At 61.1% G+C, this 23,019-nt stretch carries 18 protein-coding genes and 2 pseudogenes; 9 read left to right on the forward strand and 11 right to left on the reverse strand.

The window, feature by feature from the left end; all coding sequences use genetic code 11:
* Positions 1 to 309 precede the first annotated feature (309 nt).
* Positions 310 to 1,480, forward strand: a pseudogene (locus P0D80_RS04545) (porin).
* 121 nt (positions 1,481 to 1,601) lie between these two features.
* A complete protein-coding gene (locus P0D80_RS04550; protein ID WP_408177161.1) occupies positions 1,602 to 1,787 on the forward strand; it encodes a hypothetical protein in 186 nt (61 codons plus the stop codon).
* A 185-nt stretch (positions 1,788 to 1,972) separates the two neighbouring features.
* Here the strand turns inward: P0D80_RS04550 and P0D80_RS04555 are convergent, their stop codons facing one another.
* Positions 1,973 to 2,809 (reverse strand): alpha/beta fold hydrolase, encoded by an 837-nt coding sequence (locus P0D80_RS04555; RefSeq protein ID WP_408177160.1) that lies wholly within the window; start codon positions 2,807 to 2,809, stop codon positions 1,973 to 1,975.
* Positions 2,810 to 2,841: 32 nt separating this feature from the next.
* Entirely contained in the window at positions 2,842 to 4,152 is a 1,311-nt protein-coding gene (locus P0D80_RS04560) for an NAD(P)/FAD-dependent oxidoreductase (RefSeq protein ID WP_408177159.1), read from the reverse strand.
* A gap of 266 nt (positions 4,153 to 4,418) precedes the next feature.
* Between P0D80_RS04560 and P0D80_RS04565 the strand changes: the two genes are divergently transcribed.
* The 4 genes from P0D80_RS04565 to P0D80_RS04580 all read left to right on the forward strand — a co-directional run bounded on the left by P0D80_RS04565 (position 4,419) and on the right by P0D80_RS04580 (position 8,637).
* The gene (locus P0D80_RS04565) at positions 4,419 to 4,841 is read left to right on the forward strand and encodes a LysR substrate-binding domain-containing protein (protein ID WP_408281619.1); all 423 of its coding nucleotides are present in this window, start codon (positions 4,419 to 4,421) and stop codon (positions 4,839 to 4,841) included.
* Positions 4,842 to 4,880: 39 nt separating this feature from the next.
* Complete coding sequence (locus P0D80_RS04570) at positions 4,881 to 6,542, forward strand: class I adenylate-forming enzyme family protein (RefSeq protein ID WP_408281620.1); 1,662 nt, start codon at positions 4,881 to 4,883, stop codon at positions 6,540 to 6,542.
* A gap of 89 nt (positions 6,543 to 6,631) precedes the next feature.
* Entirely contained in the window at positions 6,632 to 7,063 is a 432-nt protein-coding gene (locus tag P0D80_RS04575; protein ID WP_408177156.1) for a TerB family tellurite resistance protein, read from the forward strand.
* A gap of 398 nt (positions 7,064 to 7,461) precedes the next feature.
* Entirely contained in the window at positions 7,462 to 8,637 is a 1,176-nt protein-coding gene (locus tag P0D80_RS04580) for an FUSC family protein (protein ID WP_408281623.1), read from the forward strand.
* A 234-nt stretch (positions 8,638 to 8,871) separates the two neighbouring features.
* Here the strand turns inward: P0D80_RS04580 and P0D80_RS04585 are convergent, their stop codons facing one another.
* Together P0D80_RS04585 and P0D80_RS04590 are read right to left on the reverse strand one after the other, a co-directional pair.
* Entirely contained in the window at positions 8,872 to 10,602 is a 1,731-nt protein-coding gene (locus P0D80_RS04585; protein ID WP_408177154.1) for an FAD-dependent oxidoreductase, read from the reverse strand.
* A 254-nt stretch (positions 10,603 to 10,856) separates the two neighbouring features.
* A complete protein-coding gene (locus P0D80_RS04590) occupies positions 10,857 to 11,162 on the reverse strand; it encodes a DUF4148 domain-containing protein (RefSeq protein WP_408177153.1) in 306 nt (101 codons plus the stop codon).
* Between the two features lie 273 nt (positions 11,163 to 11,435).
* Between P0D80_RS04590 and P0D80_RS04595 the strand changes: the two genes are divergently transcribed.
* Positions 11,436 to 11,858 (forward strand): VOC family protein, encoded by a 423-nt coding sequence (locus P0D80_RS04595; RefSeq protein ID WP_408177228.1) that lies wholly within the window; start codon positions 11,436 to 11,438, stop codon positions 11,856 to 11,858.
* 83 nt (positions 11,859 to 11,941) lie between these two features.
* Here the strand turns inward: P0D80_RS04595 and P0D80_RS04600 are convergent, their stop codons facing one another.
* A complete protein-coding gene (locus P0D80_RS04600; RefSeq protein ID WP_408281626.1) occupies positions 11,942 to 12,463 on the reverse strand; it encodes a GlcG/HbpS family heme-binding protein in 522 nt (173 codons plus the stop codon).
* A gap of 397 nt (positions 12,464 to 12,860) precedes the next feature.
* Here P0D80_RS04600 and P0D80_RS04605 point away from each other — a divergent pair, with 397 nt between their 5' ends.
* Positions 12,861 to 13,868 (forward strand): TIGR03571 family LLM class oxidoreductase, encoded by a 1,008-nt coding sequence (locus P0D80_RS04605; RefSeq protein WP_408281628.1) that lies wholly within the window; start codon positions 12,861 to 12,863, stop codon positions 13,866 to 13,868.
* A 22-nt stretch (positions 13,869 to 13,890) separates the two neighbouring features.
* Here P0D80_RS04605 and P0D80_RS04610 read toward each other — a convergent pair whose 3' ends face one another.
* The 3 genes and pseudogenes from P0D80_RS04610 to P0D80_RS04620 all read right to left on the reverse strand — a co-directional run bounded on the left by P0D80_RS04610 (position 13,891) and on the right by P0D80_RS04620 (position 16,527).
* Positions 13,891 to 14,838 carry a LysR family transcriptional regulator gene (locus P0D80_RS04610; protein ID WP_408281631.1) on the reverse strand — a complete coding sequence of 316 codons (948 nt, stop codon included), beginning with the start codon at positions 14,836 to 14,838 and terminating at the stop codon, positions 13,891 to 13,893.
* A 452-nt stretch (positions 14,839 to 15,290) separates the two neighbouring features.
* Positions 15,291 to 15,509, reverse strand: a pseudogene (locus tag P0D80_RS04615) (hypothetical protein); the annotation flags it as partial.
* 34 nt (positions 15,510 to 15,543) lie between these two features.
* Positions 15,544 to 16,527: an aldo/keto reductase gene (locus P0D80_RS04620; protein WP_408281633.1), complete on the reverse strand. Its 984-nt coding sequence runs from the start codon at positions 16,525 to 16,527 to the stop codon at positions 15,544 to 15,546.
* Positions 16,528 to 16,639: 112 nt separating this feature from the next.
* Here P0D80_RS04620 and P0D80_RS04625 point away from each other — a divergent pair, with 112 nt between their 5' ends.
* Positions 16,640 to 17,563, forward strand: a complete 924-nt coding sequence (locus tag P0D80_RS04625; protein WP_408281635.1) for a LysR family transcriptional regulator — start codon at positions 16,640 to 16,642, stop codon at positions 17,561 to 17,563.
* A 33-nt stretch (positions 17,564 to 17,596) separates the two neighbouring features.
* Here the strand turns inward: P0D80_RS04625 and P0D80_RS04630 are convergent, their stop codons facing one another.
* From P0D80_RS04630 to P0D80_RS04640, 3 genes are all read right to left on the reverse strand, one after another.
* Entirely contained in the window at positions 17,597 to 18,211 is a 615-nt protein-coding gene (locus P0D80_RS04630; protein WP_408177148.1) for an HD domain-containing protein, read from the reverse strand.
* A gap of 91 nt (positions 18,212 to 18,302) precedes the next feature.
* The gene (locus tag P0D80_RS04635; protein ID WP_408177147.1) at positions 18,303 to 19,352 is read right to left on the reverse strand and encodes a patatin-like phospholipase family protein; all 1,050 of its coding nucleotides are present in this window, start codon (positions 19,350 to 19,352) and stop codon (positions 18,303 to 18,305) included.
* Between the two features lie 96 nt (positions 19,353 to 19,448).
* Positions 19,449 to 22,907, reverse strand: coding sequence for an adenylate/guanylate cyclase domain-containing protein (locus tag P0D80_RS04640; RefSeq protein ID WP_408281638.1), 3,459 nt, complete (start codon positions 22,905 to 22,907; stop codon positions 19,449 to 19,451).
* Between the last annotated feature and the right edge of the window lie 112 nt (positions 22,908 to 23,019).

The raw sequence follows: 23,019 nt of genomic DNA on the forward strand, positions 1-23,019 counted from the left end.
CGAAAGCACGAAACCGGTCGTCGTTGTGCCCGCAGCTACAAATGCACGGGTTATGCCAAGTCCGATCCGTCCGCCCGCTGACCGACGGTAACCACCTGAAAATAAACAGGAGTTGATCTCCACCAGGAAGGTGCCTGGTGGAATTGAAAAGCGGCGATGTCTGACTGTATCGAACGCTTTTTCGAGCCGCTGTTTGCGGTAATCCAACAGGGGTAGCGACAGAAAATTTGTTTTTGCTTCGGTATCCCAGGGTGTGGGGCGTACGCTCAGCTTCGCAACGACAAACCAGTCGTCTGCGTGGAGAAATCGATGAAACGAATCGCTTTATCTACGGTTTCGCTTGCGCTGCTCAGCGCAAGCGGCGCAGTCCATGCGCAAAGCAGCGTCACCCTATACGGCGTCATCGATGAAGCGTTTCAGTACGTGCACAACGCCGATCCGGCGGGCAACAACCTGTACCAGCTGGCTGGCGGCAACCTCCAGGGCAACCGCTGGGGCCTGAAGGGTACGGAAGATCTCGGCGGCGGCATGCAAGCGATCTTCCAGTTGGAAAACGGCTTTGACATCAACAACGGCCAACTGAGCCAGGGCGGTCGCATGTTCGGCCGACAGGCATACGTCGGCCTCGCGCATCAGGCGTACGGTACCGTGACGCTTGGCCGTTAATATGACCCGCTCGTCGACCTGGTTCAGCCGCTCACGGCCGACAACTACTTCGGCAGCACGTTCACGACTCCGGGCGACGTCGACAACAACGACAACAGCTCGCGCACGAACAACGCGGTCAAGTACACCTAGCCAACATGGACTGGCTTCCAGTTCGAAGGCATGTACGCGTTCGGCGGCGTGGCAGGCCAGACGGGTTCGCAGCAAACGTGGGCGGGTGCGGCAACCTACGCAACGGGCCCGTTCAGCGTGGCAGCAGGCTACATCCGCATGAACAACGCCAGCTCGAGTGTGGCGCCCGAACAACGCCTTCACGAGCTCGTCTGACGGCACGATCGATTCGATCGTCAACGGCGCATACGCAACGGCGAAGTCGATCGGCATCGCGTCGGTTGCAGTGCAATTCGTCACGGGCCCGTTCACGGCCGGCGTGCGTTACAGCAATGCACAATACAAGCCTGATGGAGCGTCGACGTTCGTCTCGACCGAGCGCTACAACGTGGCTGGCGGCTATCTTGGCTACCAGGTGACGCCGGCTGCGTTGCTGGGTCTCGGCTATACCTACACGCACGGTTCAGGTGACACGTCTGCATCGTACAACCAGGTTTCGCTCGGCGCGGACTACAACCTGTCGAAGCGCACGGACCTTTACCTGGTAGGCGCCTGGCAGCGCGCGAGCGGCACGCAGCACAACCCGCGCAGCTCGCCACCGCAGCAACTACAACCGGCAGTTGCTTCGGTGGCCGACTACGGCTTCACGGGCGATTCGCGCACGCAAGAAATCGTCAGCCTCGGTATTCGTCATAAGTTCTAGTCGGAGTTCGTTGCGCAATTGAAGCGTGACAATCGCAAAGACCAGCGACGGGCGCAAGCCGGTCACCGGTCTTTTTTTGTCTTGAGTGACGCCTCCTTCGCGCGGTCCTCGCACAAACCGCATGAAGGGTGACTTACAGCGAGCTTATATGCTTCAAAGCGATCGCAACGACGCCATGAGAGGCCTGAAGGCGCAACAGCCCAGCTTCTACATCGTCGATGCTCGACGCGACCTTCTGTGCCAGTTGCTCGTTGGTTGGAGCGTAACCTTCATGAATGAAGGCCGTAACGATATGGTGGTGCAGTAGCGAGTCGATTCGCTGCTGGGTCAATTGTTTCGGCAGTGCTGCCCAAGTTAGAGGTCCTGGAAAAATGTTCGGCTTGCATAGCAACGAACGCCGGGATGTCGCAACCGGTAAATCAGGCGCTGGGTTAAGGCCATTTCCTCGCGTGTATTCAACATATCTGAATCTTCCCTGTGGCTCCGAACGCTTCAACTCGCGCCCAGTTGCTTGCGCAGGAACGGTACGATCGCGCACGCGACGGCGTCAGGATTGTCTATGAAAGGCCAGTGCCCGCTATCGTGCAGAATCAACACCTCGGCGCGGGGAAAGACCTCGCATTGCCGATCGGCGAAGTCCACGGAAATATAGGGATCGCGGGCACCCCACACAACCTGTGCAGGCAGATCCAACGGACGCAACGCGTTAGCGATGTCCTGCATGGCGCCATTCGTCTCGCGGGTGTTGCGATAGAGCCGCAGCACAGCGCGCCGGGTGCGAGCATCGAAGTTGTTGAACGCTTGGTCGATGTACTCCACGGGCAAGCCACGCGGGTTCCCGTGTCGAAGCAGGAGCCGCATCCCGGCACGCGTTGTCGTGGCCATGAACAATTCGCCTAGCCACGGCGTCTGCCAGATACGCGCGAGATAGTGCCATCGGTAATCAAGCAAGATGCCTGTGTTGATCAATGTAACGCTCGCGATAGCGCGGGGATTGGCAGCGGCCCACGCAAGGCCCCAAGGGCCGCCGAAGTCGTGCATGACGAGATGGGCACGCTGGACATTGCACTCAACCAGCAGACGACCGAGATGGTGTGCGTAGCCACGCACGCTGTAGTCAAACTGTTCAGGTTTGTCGGCATTGCCGAAACCTGGCATGTCCATGGCGAGGGCGCGACCGAATTCACCCACCCTGGCCACGAGTCGCGTCCAGTCGGCAGTCGATCCAGGATTGCCGTGCACGAAAACGATTGCCTCGATGGCGTCGGGCGGTCCTGCCTCCAACAGGGGGGAACGGATTCCATCGACGCGGACGGAGCCCTCTTTCATGGCTGTCTACGGAGCGACGGCGGACGCATCATTCAGACCGGTGCGTCAGGTTGCGCGGAGCGCGCGGCGGGCCGACGCAGATCGACCCAAGCGGCCCTCAGCAGAGCGCCGGGTGACAAGAACCTTGCCGGCCCTATCAGACGCGCGCCAAAGGCGTGCAGATGTCTCGCTGCTGCTACGTCTTTCGCCGCGGCCGAGAAGTTAAGCCGCTCAATCGCGTTGAGTCCGCGTCGGCGTGCAAAATCGACTATAAGAAATCGATGTCCATTGAGTTCCCGATGCACACGCTTCGCGTAGCTGCGCAGGGCCGGCGCAATCGGGCGCCCTTGTCGTAGGGCTGGAGTAAGAGTGTTAACGAGCCACTCCGCCGTCTGGAACGCGAACCCGCAACCGACGCCCCACAGGGGGTCGATACTCATTAGGGCATCGCCGACGAACGCGATGTTCCCAACAGCTGGCTGTCGCCACAAATTCGGATAGTCCTTGACGAGCAGCGCGTTATTGAGCGGCTCGGCGGAAGCCAAATCGGGGGAATCCGGAAACCCAGCCATGCTTCGTTCAAGTGCCTCCCCCGGATTGGCGCGAAAGCCGTCGAGCTTGTCCTTGGTCGCCATGTAGGCAATCACGGTAACGTCACCGTCGTTGGGAAATACGTAGCCGGTCTCCGGACCGCGCAACCACATTTGCGAACAGGTTCCCCGCCGCAGTGCCACGCCGCGATAAGCGCGAATCGCACCGAAGCGACAGTTCTCCGACGCGGCAGGCTTGATCCCGGCGAGCGTCGCCAGCGGAGAGCTTCGGCCGTCCGCACCGACGATCAGGGGGGCCGAAACTATACCCGTGCGGTTCCCGCCGAGATCGACGCCTGTGACGACACCGTTTTCTTTCACGAGCCCACGCACGCCGCACCCGAACAGGGTTGTGACGCCCGGGGTGTTCATCGTAAGTTGCCGCAGAATCGGATCAAGCGTTCGGCGCTGGACGTTGTACCCGAAGGCAGGCTCACCGTTCTCATCAAGCGGGGCGACGTCTCCGGTCCAGCCATAGCGAGTCCATATATCAACGCCGTTACGCAGGCCGCCAGCGTCCTCAATCAGCCGGTCAAGACCCAGACGCCGCAGCGTTGGCGTGGCTGACGCCTGGATGAAATGTGTACATAACTGTTTGAAAGCAGCCATGTCGGAATGATGTTCGACCAGCGCGACACGCAGGTCTTGCAGCGCAAACAACCGCGCCGCCGTACACCCGGCGAGACCCGCACCTATGACAACAGCATCAAAGCGGCCATTCAGTGGGGCGCTCGATAGTGGTGGATCAGTGTCGCAGACTTTGGTGTTGTTCACCTCGTTCTCCAGCCAGAATCCAAGCCCGTACAGGGTACGAACTTTACTCAGTATAGGCGGAGCTTGGGCTATGAACCGACGCTATCCGGGTGAGCTACATCCGTTCGGCGAATGACGTAGAGCGGACCAATACCGGTCCTTAACGACTGGCTGCTCCGCGGCCGATCCGAACAGCGAAGATGAATATCGACTTGAGTTCGACCGCAGCGGGCGCAGCATCCAGTTGAACGATGCCGGCCGCTCGATCATCGAGCAGGCGCACGGTGGTGGCCGCGGATGACTCGCTGTTGCGCGGCTTGGCCGACAAACTCAGCATCGAAGGTTCGATCACGATCGGCTCGACCGTGTCGTCGATGGGTTTTCTGGCGGCCAACGTGATCCGGCCAAGGGTCTCCTACCCCGGGCTGAAGGTGCGCCTCGCGCACGGCAACAGCGCCGAATTGGAGCGCCAGGTGCGCGCCGGGGAAATCGACGCGGCGGTGATCGTCAGCGAACCCCGCGCGACCACGCTACCCGAGTCGTGGGAGCATCTTTACGATGAGCCACTGGTGCTGCTGCTCAATCCGGCGATCGCGCCGGCCGACGGCCCCTCATCGACTCGCATAGCAAGACGGGAGGTGGCGCCCCTTCCGCACCGGCTAATTCTCCGCTCATTTTGCAAACGCACAATGCTTCACAACACAGCCTGATTCGCATATCGAATCACGCATCACTGGAGCGGAGCAATCATGCAAAACGACGGGAATGCAGCCTTTCGGCCCTATGTTGACGCCTTACTCGGTCAACTGGAAAACCAATCTGATCGTGCGGTATTGCGTTATCTCGATCATGACGTCACAGGCAGAACCCTGCGAAGCGCAATATTTCGCTATGCGCGGGCACTTGCAGTGCATGGCATCGGCCGGGGCTCGCTGGTCGCACTGCTCGCACCCAATTGCCCGGACGCGCTTGCGATTCGCTACGCCGCAAACCTCCTTGGTTCGGCTACGATGTTCGTGCCTGCGTCTACGAATGCCGAACGGCGCGCAACCTTGCTGGCCCGCGTTCAACCGACGCTTCTCGTAGCCTTCCCGGAAACCCTTCACCTCATTCCCGTTGCGGTCGAGGGCCATGTGGTTTTCGTGGGCGTCGGTCCCGCGTCGTCACGCCTGGACAAACTCGTGCAAGTGCACTCTGATCTGCCGTTACGCGGACGACTGAGGCCCGATGACCTCGCGGTCGTCGTCTCGTCGGGCGGCACGACAGGTGTGCCGAAATGCAGCCGCCGGTCCTTCGCGACATATTCAACGATGGTCGGCGCAGCGGACGACAAGGACCGGCGTCAGCTTATCAATGGCCCGCTCGCCTACCTGTCGCAAGTGCTCGTCGACAGCACGCTCATCGGCGGCGGTACGGTCGTGCTGAAGCGTCGGTACGACCCCGCGGAGACGCTCGCGACGATCGAATCGGATCGCATCACCGACGTGCTTCTCGTCGAGCCTCAGCTGTTCGAAATAATGGACCACCCGGACGTCGGCCGGCGCGACCTGTCGTCGCTGCGCTCCATTGCGCACATCGGCGGATCAGCGCCTGCGGTACTGCGGCAACGCGCGATCGCGCGTCTGGGTCCTGTGCTCACGCACATGTACGGTGCCAGCGAAACCGGTCTCGTCAGCATTCTGCCGCCATCCGCATACGAGGCGAATCCGGATCTGCTGGCTTGCGCGGGCCGCATTCGACCCGGCGTCGAGGTACGTTTGCGTCGCGCCGATGGAACGCTGGCGCGCGCGGGACAGTGCGGAAACATTGAAGTCAGGTCGGACGCTGTGGCTGAAGGTTACTACCATCAGTCGGTCGAAGAAGCACAAAAGTTTCAGGACGGTTGGTGCCTGACCGGCGACGCCGGCTTCATCGACGAGGCTGCCAATCTGCACATTCTCGGCCGCGCGACCGATGTGGCGGAAATCGATGGACTGGCGATCGGCCCCACCGATATCGAAGATGTCCTGTGCCGCTTACCCGACGTTCGCTACGCCGTAGTGCTGGCCGCCGACCAGTCTGCCGACAAATATGGATGGAACGCGCTAATCGAACCGTGGGTTGCTGGGCAAGCAGACGTTGCGCGATGCATGCGCAGGCTCGAAATCGTGCTCGGCCCTTTGGTCGCCAAGCGGATTCGTATCGTCGTGGCGGATCGCGTGCCGCTTACTGAACAGGGAAAAGCCGATCGCACCGCAATCGAAATGATCCTGCAAGGCGACCAGCGGTCAAGCTACGCCCCGCTCCAATCGGTCGGCAATCTCGCCGCTGACCGGCGGCTGGGCGGACGCCAGAATGCCGCCGTCAATGAACCCGAACCGGCCGCATGCCGCACCCAAACATTTTGTTTTCCTCATTTAGCGAACACGTGAGGCGAACTGAATTGTCACGGCGATTCACCTGGAACATCTCAGGATTCATTTCGCCGATCCGTTCTTGCCGATATAGAGAGGAGTAGCAAATGCGTCACTATCAATGCAACAGTCCTGAGGCAGCCGGCCGCATCCTGGCGGCATGCCTGCTAACCGATGGACACCTCAGCCTCACGGAACTCGAGGCACTCGATCGTTGTGGCATGGAAAAGCGCCTGTTGTTGAATCGACACCGTCTGCTCTCGATCGTGCAAACGCTGTACGAAGACCTGACGCGCTCCGGGTACCTGAGCTGGAGCGACGTATGTCACGTCGATCCCACGACGCTCGCCTGGCTCGCGGCTGATGTGCAGGACTGGCGACTCCGGCGCGACATCCTAGAGTTGTGCAGCGAGGCCGTCATGGCGGACTGCGGCCATTGCGATCGCGAAGCCGAATTCCTGAGACTGTTGCGCGACGCGTGGCAACTTCCGGCCCGTCCTGTCCGGCAAGATGCGCTAACGGGCACGTCCGTTTCGTAGCGTGCAAGAATTGGCAGGAAGATGATGGGGCATTCCGCGTCACCCCTTCTGACGTGACCTTCTGGAAGCCCGGATCAGCCACCCATTCGGATCCGCCAGGCCATGCGCCGGATAACGCATGGCCTTTTGCATCGCCAGCCATATAATCTGCGGCATGACTGCGAGGACGACTCGACGTAAGTGTCATGACCCGTGCGATCGACGGAGGCCGGTTCCCCATGGATCACTATGTTATTTCTGCCGCTGTGCTTGCGCTCCTCTATTGTGGTGCAGTGCTTGGGCCACATGTGCGCGAAGCCTGGCAGATCACTCTTGCCCGGAAGACTCACTTATCGCGATGCGGCCATTCCGCTCGACTATGTCCCTCGCGCAGGCGTTACGAGACTGCGGCGGCATAGATGACGCTCTTCGGTACGCTTGCTCAGATCTGCCGGACGGCCCTATTCGGGCTCGGGCGTGAACTGGCGGCCTGGAAGCCTTCCGGAGCGCGCGCGACATTCGGGGCCGAAGCGATGCTCTCGGTCGCACTCTCTGTCGCGCTTGCCAACGCGTTGCATCTATCGGACACGTGGTGGGCCGCAATCAGCGGCTTTGCAGTCATGCAAACGAGTTTTGCCGGCTCCGTGCAGCGTGCCGCACACCGGATCATGGGCACGGTGATAGGCGCGGCGCTGGGAACCCTGGCGGGGCCCTGGATTGGTGACCGCCCGTGGCTGTTCGTGCCCGCGTTAGGGGTGATCGGCGCTGTCACGGTGTATCGAGCCAACGGGTCCAAAGCGGCCTACGCCTGGATTCTGGGCGGCGTGACGGCCCTGATGGTGACGTACGAAGCGCACAAGTTCGCGACCGTCCGGGCGACCGCAATATTCGCGGTGCTGCGAGTCGCCGAGGTCGCGGTCGGAACACTTGCTTGTCTGCTGGTGGCGAGCGTGTTTCATTTCGGGCCGAAGTGGTACCGAAAGAACAGAACATCATTGGCGGCTTCAGTCGCTCGCGCAGCGGGCGATTCGGGCGTGCCTTCCGCTGCGATCTTGACGCCGCCATTGGAATCAGCGCGCTCGACCCGCATGCTGCTGTGCTTGCAGGCCGCGCTGTCCATCACAATCCTCGCCTCCCTGACCTTCGTGCTGCATCTACCGGGTTTCGCGCAAGCAATGGTCACGGCGATCGCCGTGCTGATCGTGCCGCCGGGGCTGGCAATAGACAGAACGCGGCAGCCGGTCATGGAAAAGATGGTGCAACGCGTGGCCGGCTGTCTGCTGGCCGGTGCGATCGGTGTGGCGCTACTCCCTCTGATGCAGGGGCAAGCGATGCTCTGCATGCTCGCGCTGTCCATCGGCGTGTGGGCAGGATGTCACGTGCAAACGGGACGCGAAGGAGCAAGCTACGTGGGCCGGCAGTTCACCATCGCGTTCATCATGGTGTTTGTCCAGGATCATCATTGGTCAGCCGATCCGTTACCCGCGCTTATGCGGCTTTCCGGCATTCTCACCGGGATTGTTGTGTTGGCAGCGGTGATGCTCGTGACCAGCCGGCTGTATATTCCGCCTGTGCCTCAGGATGCCAGCCGTTAAGACTCGTATGCACTTCGTATTGAGCTGCGAGGTTCTGTCCGAGGTTCTTTTCGACTGCGACAATTCTTCTAGTGGTAAATCAGCGAGTCAACGCCGTTTTTCAGATCCGTCGAACCTGGCCTTCGCTGCACGTATCGTTTCGTCAAAGGTCGCTTACCAATGATGCAACCGAAGGGGTCGCCGCATTTGCTGAAAGGCGTCAGCCTGAATATGAAGGTTGCTAGTTCGAATGACTCACCGCGCACCGGTCAGGAATCCGTGAATCTGGGCCACCACGGCCGCGCCCTCACCCACAGCCGACGCGACACGCTTCGTCGATCCTGAACGAACGTCGCCGATCGCGAAGACACCCTCGACGCTCGTCTGCAACGGCATGGAATGGACGCCCGCTTCCTCGAGATCGGTCCCCGTCAAGACGAACCCCTTACTGTCGAGCGACACGCTGCATGTCTTGAGCCATTCAGTATTCGGTTCCGCGCCGATGAATACGAACAGATGATGTGCCGTCATGCTTCCTTCAATGCCACCAGCACCGCGGTAGTGCACACGCTCGAGGCGTGCTGCCCCTTCGAGCGCGGTCAGTTCGATACGCGTATGAAGCGTCACGTTCGCCAGAGATGCGACACGTTCGGCCAGATAATGCGACATGCTGTGTTCGAGACTCGCGCTGCGAATGAACATATGCACATGCTCGGCGTGCGACGCCAGAAACACCGCCGCTTGTCCCGCTGAATTGCCGCCACCGACCAGCAACACCGGCTCCTTGCGGCACAGCCTTGCCTCGATTGGCGTAGCCCAGTAATAAACGCCACAGCGTTCGAAGCGCGGGAGATCCTCGACATCAGGTCGCCGATACTCCGCACCACTGGCGATGACCACAGTGCGTGTGGCAATGCGGCGGCCATCGGCAAGCTCTATGACAAGCGGTTGCTTATGGCAATACAACGCCTTGACCTCGCACGGAATGCCGATATGTGCGCCGAACTTCTGCGCCTGGACAAACGCGCGGCCCGCGAGAGCCTGACCCGTGATACCGGTGGGAAAGCCCAGATAGTTCTCGATGCGTGCACTCGTACCGGCCTGGCCGCCGGGTGCGCGACAGTCGAGCGCCGCGACCGACAGTCCCTCGGATGCCGCGTATACGGCCGCCGCCAGTCCAGCCGGGCCTGCGCCGACTATCGCCACATCGTAGACGTGCGTCGGATCGAACTCGGGGATCAGTCCGAGGCAAGATGCGAGCTGCCCCTCGTCGGGATTTCGCAGCACAGTACCGTCCGGACAAACCACAAGTGGGAAGTCATCGGGCTGTGGCGTCAGGCGCTCGAGCAGCGCAATGGCTTCGGCATCCTGCTCGGCATCGAGCGTCATATTCGGAAAAGCATTGCGGCGCAGGAAATTCTGCAGCGCGCGCAGTTGCGGATGATTGGATGAGCCAACAAGAATCACCCCTTGTCCGCGCTCGATCACGAGGACACGCCGCAGAATCAGTGCGCGCATGATCTTTTCGCCAAGATCGGCTTCACTGATCATCATGGTGCTGAGTTCATCGGGCCGCAACAACACCGCTTCGACATCTTCGACGACATGCGCGTCGACAACCGCGGGCTTGCTCGAGAGCTGGGTGACATCCGAGGTGAACTCGCCGCGCTGCGTATAGGTGTGAATGATCCGTTCGTGGCCGAGGCCATCGCGGCCGACTATCCGAACTTTGCCTGACAGCAGGACGAACATTCCGGGGCAGAGACTTCCCGCACGGTAGAGCAATTCGCCTTTGACGTAGCGGGACAAGCTGCCGAAGCGGCGCACCTTGTCGACTTCCGCATCGGTGAGCACCGGAAACATCTGTTGGTAACGCGGGTGATCGCGCACGGCCGGGTCATCGGCGAATGCGTCGTCGATACGGCTTCCATCCGCGGAAGGCTGAGGGGAAGGCGTACCGCCTTCCGGCCCTGACTCGTTGCTCATCGCGGCTCCTCCTCCAATGCTGATGGGCGCCGCCATCGGTTGGCCGACAGTCACCAGTGCGCAGGGCAATGACGGGGCGCTATGACCGCCTACGCAATTCCAATGAAAAGAGTAATCGAGTTATTGCCGCCGGCCAAGAGTTCTTGTATTCGTTCTTTGAGTCCGCGTCGGACTCTATGGATGGGCATCAGCGCAAACCAGGACGGGAGGCCGTCATGGCCGCGTCCTGGTACCAGAAGAAACACCATCACCGCTCAGCGGCTATACATTGCATTCCAGTCCGCTGCCGACACGCCACCACTCGACTGGGATGTACTGCTCGATGCGCCACCGTAGTTGCTCGTCGATGCATCGCGCGCCGCCACCTTCGCTTCGGCGGCCTGGATTGCATCAGGATAGTGCGTCGGATCACCGTCGCCGACGTGATAACCCACACTCTCCAGTTGCACGAGTTCTGCGCGGACCTGCGCACGTGTCGTGTGCTCCGTCGATTGAGCGAAGGACGCAGCGGGAATCACAAGAGCGCCGGCAATAAGGACTCCACGGATAAATGATTTCATGACAAACACCTCGATAAATGTTGGACCTGCCTGCAACAGACTCAGTTGTTTGAAGCGGTGAATGAAGTCTATGCTTCAACGTTGTCGGGGTTAACCCCAGATCAATCAAGACATCGTTTACCGGGTGCGCGTGAATGCACGCATCGACTGGCTCGCCATGCACGACTGAGCGTCCCGACTACATCCATTGCGATCTGATCGCGCCGCCCCGCGCGCCATCGATCGACATTGCTTTTCTGCGGTAGCATCATCACCACAACCCGGAGGCTCGAAATGACTGCGAAACCGCTGACGCTTGGCATCGATCACATCGGCTTGACCGTTCGTGATCTGAATCTCACTCGCGACTTTTTCATCAATTGTTTGGGATGGACGCAAATTGGCGAGAAGCCGGACTATCCGGCTGCATTCGTGTCTGACGGGCACGTGATGCTGACGCTGTGGGAAGTGCAGAATCAAGCGGGCCGCGTGGAATTCGACCGCAAAACGAACGTAGGCCTGCACCACCTGGCCCTGCGCGTCGGCAGTGAAGCAGCGCTTGACGACGTGTTCTCGAAGGTGTCCAAATGGCCTGGTGTCGAAGTTCAATTTGCGCCCGAACCCCTGGGTGCCGGCCCAAAACGGCACACGATGATTTTCGAACCGGGCGGAATTCGGCTCGAGTTCGACTTCGATCCACGAGTTGCGGCCGCCTGAGCGCGTACTGTTACCAGGATCTCGCCCGATGATCTTCTTGCCGACCCGGCATGCATCGCGGACTTTTAGTGAGACTCGACGGCTCAGTGCGGCAAGCGGTCCGCGACTTTCGCGACGCCCGCCGCAGCGCACACTTCGTCCTTGTCGCCGCCGGGTGCGCCGCCGATACCGAGCGCGCCTACTATCTCTCCGTTCACCTTGAACGCTACCGCACCCGGCAACGCCATGACGTTGTGCACGGTCGCGAGTTGCGGTGCGTACGGACTCGTCTTCATCAATTCGAAAAAGCCACTCGACCGGTCAAAGCCGAATTCCGGCCCTAGGGTCACGACGGTGAACGCTTTACGCATGCTCGATTCAGCGGTGTGTACCGTGCTCCTGTCCCCGCGCAGTACCACTTGCGGCACGCCATCCATGTCGAGCACCGTGGCGGTCACCCAGTAACGCTTCGTTTCACACACGCGTATCGCTTCTTTCGCCGCGTCGAGAGCGACGTCGAGCGGCAAGCTGTAGTGGTAGCCGGACGGCGGCGGTTCTTGCGCCTGAATTGCCGGCGACATGAGCGACGCAACACATAGTGACGCGATCAGACTAAAACGTTTCATGATCACACCGTGCGGCGCCGCCATGGCGCCGTTTGAACAGATCGATAAAGGGCAGTAGTGCGCACATAGAGCCTTGGTACAGGTTGGCTGATAAAACCGGCATGCGGTCCAAGCGAACTATAGGAGTCACGGCGGCTGTTTGGCACGACACCTCGCCGAACAACAGTTTTGCCTCGATGGAATAAATGCGTCCGGGAAGACGTATCGGCTGTTTTCCGTACGCCACGGTCTCTCACGCCGCGGTGCGGACGAGGTCGTCATTCGCGCATTCATCGCCCAGATGGAAAAGGTCTTATGAACACGGTTGATGACGCCGTGTATCAAGTGTTGTTTGCATGGCTGCGTTTTTCCCCGACGAGAAAGTGCGTACTCTCCCATCACGCTCTGAGGAACCGCCATGGATATGTCCGTCACCCCTGCCCGCACCGACGCAACCGCGACCACGATTCGACTTGAGTCGCATCCTGGATATAGCCGCGTATTCCAGCCGCGCGAACTCACTGTCGGGCTGATTCTGCCGTTGGAAACGCACCCCGGCATGCCGCATCCTACGATGCGTGAGCACATTTCGATGGCGCAACGCGCGGAGAGCCTGGGCGTCGCGGCACTATGGGCACGCGACATCCCGTTCTTCGATCCCGCTTATGGCGACACCGGGCAGATTTTCGAGCCGCTGATCTATATCGCGCACCTCGCTGCCGCAACGCGCAATATCACGCTCGGCACGACGGGCATCGTGCTGCCGATGCGCGAGCCGCTGCTGTTGGCGAAACAGGTCAACTCGCTCGATCAACTGACGGGCGGACGTGTTGTGATCGGCATGTCGAGTGGTGACCGGCCGTCGGAGTATCCTGTCTTCGGCATCGACTTCGCGACGCGCGGCGAACGGTTCAGAGACGCCTACGGTGTTTATCGGAATGTCAGCGAAAGCGCGTTCCCGCAATTCGCGTCGGCGCGCTTCGGACGGTCGCTGGGTGCGCTGGATATGCTTCCCAAGCCGCCGTATGGCCGCACGCCCGCCATCGCCGTCGGCCGCTCGCAGCAAACGTTGCAGTGGATCGCCGAGAACATGGATGGTTACCTCGGGTTCGTGCCGGATCCATCCGAGTTGCGCAACTTCGCAGAAGAATGGCGCAGCCTCACACAGTCCACCGCCAACACGACCGCATTCAAACCACTCGCCTTTGGTGGTTTCCTTTATTTGCATCCGAAGCCCGATCATCCGTTCACACGAATTCGCGGCGGGTTCGCCATAGGCAGCCGTGCGTTGAGAGAGTTCCTCGAACAGGCGCGCGACGCGGGCGTCAATCATGTTGCGCTCAACCCGCGGGTTACGCCGCGTCCGTATGTCGAGATACTCGATGAACTCGGCTCGATCGTACTCTCCGCTTTCCCTCCTCAATGACGGCCCCGTACGGCGCCGTTCTTCAGGATAACTTGACGGGCGTGCTTCCGAATGCAGCCTCGTCGGCGCTTAACGCTTGTGCGATCGACTCCCGCAAGAAATCAATCCATGTTCTGATCTTCGCGTCGAGGTACTGGCGCGATGCATAGACCGCGTAAATATTCAGCAGCTGAAGATGATAGTCGGGCAGCACTCTAATCAACGAGCCGGACTTGAACGCCGATCTTATCGTCAACGTCGGCAGCGCACCGATACCCATGCCTTCGTGCAAGGCGGCCGCCATCGCATCGGGTACGTTGACCTTGAAGCGAGCGTTCTGCAACCGGAATTCACGCTCCCCATCCGGACCAACCAGCAGCCAGCGTTCGGACGGAAAAATGGGCATCGCCACTTGCAGACAAATGTGATGCGAGAGATCATCGACGGACGTGGGTGTGCCGTGCTTCTGGAGGTACGCCGGCGCCGCGCACAGCACGCTGTAGACGGTCCCGAGCTGATGCGAAATGTAATTCGAATCGGGCAAGGCATCCGGCGACACCCTGAGCGCGACGTCGTATCCCTCTTCGAGCAGATCGGGCACGTTCTGCGACAGCGTCAGATCGACGGTCACCGACGGGTAGCGTTCCTGATAGGCAGCGATCGCAGGCACGACATAGTTCTGCCCGATACTCGCCATGGCGTGCACTTTCAGCGTTCCCACCGGCTTTGCATGGGCGTCGGACGCTTCGGCCTCCGCCTCCATCACCGACGCGAGGATCGCATGGCAGCGGTTCAGATAGCGCTCGCCGGCTTCCGTGAGCGCTATCCGGCGTGTCGTGCGGTTCAGCAATCTCGTACGCAAATGCGCTTCGAGTTCGGAGACCGAACGGGACACATAGCCTGTCGTCGCATCGAGTTGCTGCGCGGCGGCCGTGAAGCTGCCCGCTTCCGCGACCTCGACGAAAATCTTCATGTTACGGAACGTGTCCATACGCGCGACTCCACCGACAGGTCAGGCCTGCGTCTTTTATCTCGGTCGTAGCGGCACCAAATCGAAATGTGGCCCGGCCGGTCCATCCGTCAGCAAAACCTGGACGCGCTCTGGGCCGTCGTCGCCATGCTCCTACCGGTCCTCGCGAGCGACGAGTTGGCCACGGGCGGCCGGACGTTACTCCGGCTGCTATGTCCGCGTCACTGTGTCGGGCGATTTTCCGACCATACGCTGGCGAGTGATGCGCACCTTCACACCTGCGGTGCAGGCACCCGTGGGTTGATCATTGTGCGCCAATAGGTGCCTGCATGGTGCGGACGCGGACTGCAGCGCCGTAGAAGCGGATTGTCAACGATCCACTCGGTAGGCGAAGACGCTAAACCTCCAGCTTCCTCTCGCTCATCCACCTGACGATCGCCGGATCCTGATGCGAAAAGAAGCTGCTCTTGCCCACCTTTGCCAACCGCCTCTTCATTCATATAAGAGGCGGCGGTGTCAATATGGCGGTAGCCCGCGCTGATCGCGTTGATCGCGTTGATCGCGTTGATCGCGTTGATCGCGTCGATCGCGTCGATCACGCAGCGCTCGCATTCATCGTGGTCGCGTATCTGATAGACGCCGAAGCCAAGGATAGGCATGTCGACGCCATTGCTCAGAGTCACTTGCTGCATATCGGGTCCTTGTCACCTGTTCGATTGATTTGCGTTAGCGATCAATACGTTGCTGCATATGCGCCGGATAGCGCTCTCCGGCAATTTGAACATGCTGTAACGCTGATTCGATCGCTGCGAGATTGTCCGCCGACAACTCCACAGCTGCGGCCCCCACGTTCTCTTTCAACCGATACAGCTTCGTGGTGCCCGGAATCGGCACGATCCCTGGCTTTTGTGCAAGCAGCCAGGCAAGTGCAATTTGCGCGCGCGTCACGCCTTTTCCGGCCGCTATCTCGCCGAGCAAGTCGACGAGCGCCGCATTCGCCTTGCGATTCGCTTCGGAAAACCGCGGCACGACGTTACGAAAGTCGTTCGAGGCGAACTCGGTACCCGGGTTGATCGTGCCGGTCAGGAAACCCTTGCCGAGCGGGCTAAAAGGAACGAAGCCGATACCGAGCTCATCGAGCGTTGGGAGCACGGACTGCTCCGGCTCGCGCCACCACAACGAGTACTCGCTTTGCAGCGCGGCGACCGGTTGCACGGCATGAGCACGGCGGATCGTCTGAGCGCCCGCCTCGGACAAACCAAAGTGCTTGACCTTGCCTTCCCGAATGAGGTCCTTCACGGTTCCCGCGACGTCTTCGATCGGAACGTTTGGATCGACGCGATGCTGGTAGAAGAGATCGATACGATCGGTCTTGAGCCGCTTCAACGAGGCCTCCGCGACCGCGCGGATGCGTTCGGGACGGCTGTCGGACGGATTCTTCGAATCGCCGTCCTGGAACCCGAACTTCGTCGCAATCACGATCTGGTCACGAAACGGCGCAACCGCTTCGCCCACCAGTTCCTCGTTGACAAACGGGCCGTAGCACTCTGCCGTATCGAAAAACGTCACGCCCGCCTCAAAGGCCGAACGGATGAGTGCGATGCCGTCGGCTCTCCCGACGGCCGGCCCGTAACCAAAGCTGAGACCCATGCAACCTAGACCGAGCGCCGAGACCTCGAGTCCACCGTTACCAAGCTTGCGCTTTTGCATTGCTCTATCTCCTTCGGATCGCCAAATGGCATGTGAAGGATGAAGCTTAGTCTGCTGTGATGGACTCAACAATCGGCCTACAATTGCATGGGCTTATGAACATCTCTCAACTATGCAGAAAGCTGGTCTTTCGGATCTGACGATCTTCGTGGAGATCGCGCATCAGCGCAGCTTCAGTGCGGCCGCGCGTAACCTGGGCGTGTCGCCGTCGGCGCTCAGCCATGCCATGCGCGCGTTCGAAGCGCGTCTGGGCGTGCGAATGTTCAACCGGACGACGCGTTCGGTCGCGCTCACCGAGGCAGGAGAGCGGTTGCTACGGCGCGTAGGTCCCGCCCTCGCCGATCTGCAAAGCGCCGTGAGCGAAGCGGCTTCCACGCGCGACCGTCCGTCGGGCGTGATTCGCATCAGCGCGTCTGAATCCGCGGCAAAACCGCTCGTGCGCGGCGTCTTGCCAGGCTTCCTGACGCGATATCCGGACATACATATCGAAATCGTCGTTGATACGCGGTTGGTCGATATCGTTGCCGATGGATTCGACGCGGGCATTCGCGTGCTGCAAGACGTTCCGCGCGACATGATCGCCGTGCGCTTCGGAGACGATATGCGGTTCGCGGCCGTGGCATCGCCGGACTATTTACGGCGACATCCCGCGCCTCAGGCGCCCCATGATCTTGCGCAACATCGATGTATCCGCTTTCGTTTCGAGAGCGGCGCCCTGTATCGATGGGATCTCGAACGTCGCGGAAAGAGCGCGAGCATCGATGTCGATGGTCCGATGACGCTCGGCAACCTCAACCTCATGATCGAGGCAGCGCTCAACGGGATAGGTATTGCGTGGATTCCGGATTACATTGCAGCCGAGCACGTACAGTCGGGGCGCCTCGTCCAGTTGCTCACTGAGTGGAGCCCATCATTTCCTGGGCTCTGCCTTTACTACCCGGCGAATCGCCACCCACCAACAGCACTTCGATTATTTGCGAATGCAGTTCGGGAGTGGGCCGAAGGCGATATGAAAGACACACCGTCCGCGCTTTGACCGCAAAGACTGTTGACGGACGCCACCTCACGGTCATCGCGGCACAGGCAGGCCAAGCCTCCATATCAGATTGCTCCGCGCGCTCGTTTCGCAGCGGGCATGAAAAAAATCGGTGTAGTAAATGCGCGGACGTGCCAGCAGCTTGCCCAGAATCGTCCGTTCGTGCGTGTCGTAGGCGCGGTCGTCGAGGTCGGGACGTTCCGCTCTCAGGCGCACCCCGTCCTCGCGAAAACGATTGCGTCGAGCACCCAGCACCGCGAGGTCGATATCGCAGGCAAAGCGGTCGTCCAATCCGGCCGGCACACGCGTATGCTTCGTCGCCAGGATCATTTCGCAGATACGCCCGCCCGCAGCGATACGGTCATCTGCCCATTGCCGGAACCAGTCCGCGCTGCATTGCTCGTTGTCCCGCGCGCCGGGAACGTAAATCACGTCGTGACACCACAGCGCAAGTTCCACAACATCGGGATGAGGAATCGCGCTACGCGCCAGATCGAGATCGCGCAAGCAGCGGCGGATATGACGCAGCGTGTGGTAATAGCGCGCCGGTTCGGCATATAGCTGCGCCAGCTCAGCATAGGCGGCCTCGGCGCGCAAGCCGCCGCTGCGTGACCACAATGCGATGAAGCGCGCCTGCGTCTGACTCATTCCCGCCCCTTTGCACCATGCGCCGACGCGTGAGCGTCCGGTGCCGTGCCTATCGCGACCTCGTTGCTGTGCGCCGATCGACTCGCAATGCTCAAAGAAACTCCTCGCGAATGTCGATACTCGAGCGTTGCCCAACGTTCCGGTAGTGATGCGTGAGCCACGCATCGGCTTCGCGCCGCCCGTTATCGCGCAGTCCGCAAAGGAAATCCCAATCGGCGTTGTACTTGCTGGACACGCTGAGCGCACACATTGCCTCGTCGGATCGAATGGAATGGATCAGCATCTCCTTCATCTCGTTACCATCCACTTTGCCATGCTGAATCAGATCTGTGACGAAGGCGATCGCGCGCATCTCACGCATCAGCGACGAATTGAAGCTGATTTCGCTGATGCGGTTGAGAATGTCGGCAGCCGTAATCGGCACGCCCCGGCGAACGAGCGGGTTGATGTGGACGATCACGACGTCGCGCGTATTGCAGTGGTAAATCAACGGGTAGATGGCTGGATTTCCCATGTAGCCGCCGTCCCAGTAGTGTTCACCGTCGATGGCGATCGCCTGGAACAGCGTCGGCACGCACGCGGATGCAAGCACGGCGTCCGCGCAGATATCCTCGCCCGTGAAGAGGCGTATTTTCCCCGTCTCGACGTTGGTCGCGCACAGGTACAGATGGATGGGACATTGTTTTCGCAACGCGGTGAAGTCGACCTGACTGTCGAGCACCTCGCGCAGCGGATTGAGATTGTTCGGATTGAACTGGTAGGGCGAGAAAATCCGCAGCGCCATGTCGGCGAACGCATATAACGGCGAATGATCGAACCCGAAGCTGTGCGTCCCTTTCAGCCACGGCATCCAGCGCAACGGGTTGTAATGCTCGGCCGATTGCGCCACGGCGTACCAGAAGTCGTGCAGCGCCTGCCGTGCGCCGTCCTCGTCCCCTTTCAGCAGCCCGTACGCGAGCACTGCGGCATTCATCGAGCCGGCGCTGGTCGCACTCACCCCTTCAATCGCGAGCCTGCCGTCCTCGAGCAGCCGGTCGAGGACGCCCCACGTGAACGCACCGTGCATCCCGCCACCTTGCAAAGCCAGCGCGACCGGCTTGTGCTCGTCATCGCCGCGACGTCTTGTATTCTTCGTCGTCATTTCCCGTCTCCTGGGTCACTGCGGATTCGGTAGCACTCGCCCGGCGCGGTGCGCCGGTCAATCACACACCAGTCGGCGCCACGTGTCATCGATCGTTCACCCCTCGCACAACGCCAACGCATCGAGCAAGGCTTTCGCCTCTCGCATGTCGGCGGTGTCAAAGCCTTCTGCCAGGTTGCCGTACACCTCGGACAACGCCTGGCGCGCGTCCGCCGTTTTGCCCTGGCATTGCCACAGACGGGCGAGGCCCGATGCGGCCCGCAATTCGAACGACCTGGCGCCCTGACGGCGGGCCACTGCGATCGCCTGATGAAAGCAGTCCTCCGCGTCTTCCGCGCGGGTGGCATCGCCGATGCGAGCGCCCAACGCACCGAGCAGCAGATGCCCCTTGATCCGATGCAACTCCGCCTCGTAGCAGTGCTCGCCTGAACGGCTCACCATCGCCATCGCTTCGTCGATCGCCCCGAGGCCCGCATCCGTCTCGCCCGCTTGCCGGTAGCTGTCGGCGAGCAGCGCCAAAAAGTACGAATACCCCATTTCGGCCCCGGTCGCCCGGTAGCCGGCCATTCCCTCGCGCATCTGCGCAATTCCCTCCTGGAGGCTTCCCTGCTGGCACAGCACCCTGCCGCGCAGAATCGTTCCCCACGCGAGCCAGAACGACATCCCCTGCTCGGCCGCGAGCGACACGACGGCCTCCGCGTACTTGCGGGTCAGCGTCGCATCACCGCGAAACTGATGCAGTTGCGCCGTGTAGGCCAACGTCAGCGCCAGGCTCGAGCCGCCGCTATATTTCCGGGCCAGTGCAAGCCCCTCCTGACTCCGTTCGCTCGACTGATCGGGGTATCCCTGATGCCACAGGGTCCAGGCCATAAAGTTCAGGGCGCGCACGCCCGGATCGATCACGTGGTCGTAGACCTGCTCTTCGTGCCTTTCCTGGAAATAGAAAACCAGCGCTTGTTCCTGGTGGACGCGGGCAGCTTCGAGATCGCCCTGGAAAAACAGGCTTGACCCGAGCGCCAGATGCGCCTCCACCAGCAAGGCCGGTTTCCCGATCTGCCGTCCCATGCGCAGCAGCCGCTCTCCCAGTTCGTTCGCGGTACGGTACTCCGCGCGCAGCTGGTAATAAGTCCTCAGTCCCAGTTGCACCGGGAAGATCTTCGATGTCTCGCCGATCCGTTCGCACAACGTCAGCGCGCGCGTGTACGCCGCCACGACCTCCGGCGCGCCATAGCCGCGGACGGCCACCAAGGCGGGCCCCAGCGAGAGCAGCAGCGTCAGTTCCTGCTGAGCGCGCTCGGCCGTGTCAGGCAAATGCTCGAGTAACTCCCGCGCCGCGCCGAGATGACGCATCGCGTCCAGATGGGCGGAATGCTCGAGCGCCTGTTGCCCGGTGCGGTGCAGGTATTCCACGGCCTTCGGGACATTGCCGCTCAGCCTGTAGTGATGCGCCAATTCGCTCCAGTAGTCCGCGATACGGGTGGAGAACAGCGCCTCGATGGCCTGCGCCGCACGCTCGTGCAAGGCGCTGCGGCGCTCAGTCAGCAGCGAGCGGCCGGCGACTTCCTGGGTCAGCGCGTGCTTGAACGAATACTCGACCTCCGGAAACGCGGGACGCTCGTAAATGAATTCCGCGGCCTCCAGCCGGGCCAGCAGCTCCCGCAACGCGTCATCGGTCGGGGCGCCCGGCCCCTCGCAGATGCGCTGGACCAGACTGAACGAAAACTCCTTGCCGAGGACGGCAAGCGCCTGCAGCAAGTCCTTCTCCGCGACAGGGAGCCGGTCGATGCGAGCGGCCAGCACGCCTTGCACGGTGGTCGGAATATGCAGCGCAGCCGGGGTGTGCTCGATCCGGAAACGGCCGGGCTCGCCCAGCAGCGATTTCTCTTCGACCAGCGTCTGGACGACTTCCTCCATGAAGAAGGGATTGCCCTCCGTCTTCTCCAGGATGAGCTGTTTGAGCGCTACGAGGGTGGGATCGTCCCCAAGCAGCGCGGAGAGCAATCCCTGGGCCTCCGCCGGACCAAGCGGTTCGAGTCGCAACTGGCTGCAATGGCCCACGCGTTCCCAGACAGGCTGATACTCTGGCCGGTAGTTCACCAGCAGCAGGATCCGTGAATTCGCCACGCGGTCGATGAGGCTCAAGAGAAATGCTTCGGTCTCGCGGTCCAGCCATTGCAGATCCTCGAACAACAACTCGATCGGCTGGTCGCGGCTCTCCCGCGTGAGAAGCTCGATGATCGCGTCAATGGTCCGGTCACGCCGGATCTGCGGATCCATTTCCGCGAGCGCCGATCCTCGCTCGCCGATGCCTAGCAGGTAGAGAAGGTAAGGCACGAGATCCTCGAAGCTTCGCTCGAGAGTCAACGCCTTGCCCATAACCTTTTCCCGACACTGCCGCTCGTCGTCGCGAGCGGTGATCTGGAAATAGTTCTTCAATAACTCGATGAGCGGCAAATAGGCGAAGGCCTTGCCGTGCGAAACCGAAAACGTCTCCAGCAACACACGGTTGCCCTGAGAGCGCTCCTTGAACTCATGGAACAGGCGCGACTTGCCGACCCCGGCCTCGCCCGCCACTGCGACGACCCGTCCGCGCCCCTCTTTTACCTCCTCCAGCGCCGCATGCAAATGGTCCAGTTCGAGCTGCCGGCCCACGAATCGGGCAAGGCCGCGATATGCCGACAGTTGCAGGCGCGTGCGCAACGCGCCAGGACCCAATACCTCATACACGACGAGCGGCTCGGGAACCCCTTTGACCAGGGTGGCCCCCAGCGCCTTGAACTCAAAATATCCCGTGGCGAGTTTGTATGTGCACTCGCTCACCAGAATCGACGAGGGGGCGGCGATCCCTTCCATCCGGGACGCGATGTGGATCGTGTGGCCGACCGGATCGTAATCGGTGTGCAGGTCGTCCGTGCGGATCGAACGCACGACGACCTCACCGGTGTGGATGCCGACGCGAATTTGCAGCGGGATGCCTTTTTCCAGACGAATCCGATCCCCGTGGCGGCGCATCGCATGCTGCATCCGCAGCGCCGCATACAGCGCGCGCTGCGGATGGTCCTCGTGGGCGATGGGCGCGCCGAACAACGCCAGGATGCCGTCGCCCAGCGATTTGGCGACATAGCCCTCGTAGTAGTGGACAGCGTCCATCATCAGCGCGACGACGGGCTCGATCAGGCGCTGGGCTTCTTCCGGGTCCAGGTCGTGAACCAGCGCCGTGGACCCCGCCATGTCGGCAAATAGCGCCGTGACGGTCTTGCGCTCGCCGGCGATCTCGCCCCGGGCTTCCATGGCCGCCTGCTCGGCGCGGATGCGCTCGGCAAGGTGGTGTGGCGTGTAATGGACAGGCGCCGGGGACGGCTCTGAAACGGACCGGGACTGCGCGGACGCCCCTGTGGGCCCATCAGTCAGCGGCGCGCCGCACTCGCTGCAGAACTTCGCGGAAGACCCCGCCTCTTGTCCACAGCGCGGACACGTGCGTGCCAGCATGGCACGGCATGCTTCACAGAAGCTGGCCCCAGCGGGATTCTCGAATCCGCAGTTTGTGCAGCGCATACGATCCCTTCCCTTGTCCCGTGCCTGCTTCTAAACATTAGGCGCAGGACCCGGTTGCGACAAGAGCGCCCTCCAGGGCCGTATCGTTAATTAGCCGAATAAGGGACTTTTT

Origin of the sequence: Paraburkholderia sp. RL17-373-BIF-A (assembly GCF_046030175.1) — a bacterium.
In the GTDB taxonomy this organism is placed as follows: Bacteria; Pseudomonadota; Gammaproteobacteria; order Burkholderiales; family Burkholderiaceae; genus Paraburkholderia.

Bases quoted from the DNA above. Each gene is read 5' to 3' on its own strand.
- P0D80_RS04585 (WP_408177154.1), bottom strand. From the start codon at position 10,602: ATGAGCAACGAGTCAGGGCCGGAAGGCGGTACGCCTTCCCCTCAGCCT.
- P0D80_RS04555 (WP_408177160.1), bottom strand. From the start codon at position 2,809: ATGAAAGAGGGCTCCGTCCGCGTCGATGGAATCCGTTCCCCCCTGTTG.
- P0D80_RS04640 (WP_408281638.1), bottom strand. From the start codon at position 22,907: ATGCGCTGCACAAACTGCGGATTCGAGAATCCCGCTGGGGCCAGCTTC.
- P0D80_RS04620 (WP_408281633.1), bottom strand. From the start codon at position 16,527: ATGCAAAAGCGCAAGCTTGGTAACGGTGGACTCGAGGTCTCGGCGCTC.
- P0D80_RS04635 (WP_408177147.1), bottom strand. From the start codon at position 19,352: ATGACGACGAAGAATACAAGACGTCGCGGCGATGACGAGCACAAGCCG.
- P0D80_RS04625 (WP_408281635.1), top strand. From the start codon at position 16,640: ATGCAGAAAGCTGGTCTTTCGGATCTGACGATCTTCGTGGAGATCGCG.
- P0D80_RS04600 (WP_408281626.1), bottom strand. From the start codon at position 12,463: ATGAAACGTTTTAGTCTGATCGCGTCACTATGTGTTGCGTCGCTCATG.
- P0D80_RS04575 (WP_408177156.1), top strand. From the start codon at position 6,632: ATGCGTCACTATCAATGCAACAGTCCTGAGGCAGCCGGCCGCATCCTG.
- P0D80_RS04610 (WP_408281631.1), bottom strand. From the start codon at position 14,838: ATGGACACGTTCCGTAACATGAAGATTTTCGTCGAGGTCGCGGAAGCG.
- P0D80_RS04590 (WP_408177153.1), bottom strand. From the start codon at position 11,162: ATGAAATCATTTATCCGTGGAGTCCTTATTGCCGGCGCTCTTGTGATT.
- P0D80_RS04630 (WP_408177148.1), bottom strand. From the start codon at position 18,211: ATGAGTCAGACGCAGGCGCGCTTCATCGCATTGTGGTCACGCAGCGGC.
- P0D80_RS04550 (WP_408177161.1), top strand. From the start codon at position 1,602: ATGAAGGGTGACTTACAGCGAGCTTATATGCTTCAAAGCGATCGCAAC.
- P0D80_RS04580 (WP_408281623.1), top strand. From the start codon at position 7,462: ATGACGCTCTTCGGTACGCTTGCTCAGATCTGCCGGACGGCCCTATTC.
- P0D80_RS04595 (WP_408177228.1), top strand. From the start codon at position 11,436: ATGACTGCGAAACCGCTGACGCTTGGCATCGATCACATCGGCTTGACC.
- P0D80_RS04570 (WP_408281620.1), top strand. From the start codon at position 4,881: ATGCAAAACGACGGGAATGCAGCCTTTCGGCCCTATGTTGACGCCTTA.
- P0D80_RS04605 (WP_408281628.1), top strand. From the start codon at position 12,861: ATGGATATGTCCGTCACCCCTGCCCGCACCGACGCAACCGCGACCACG.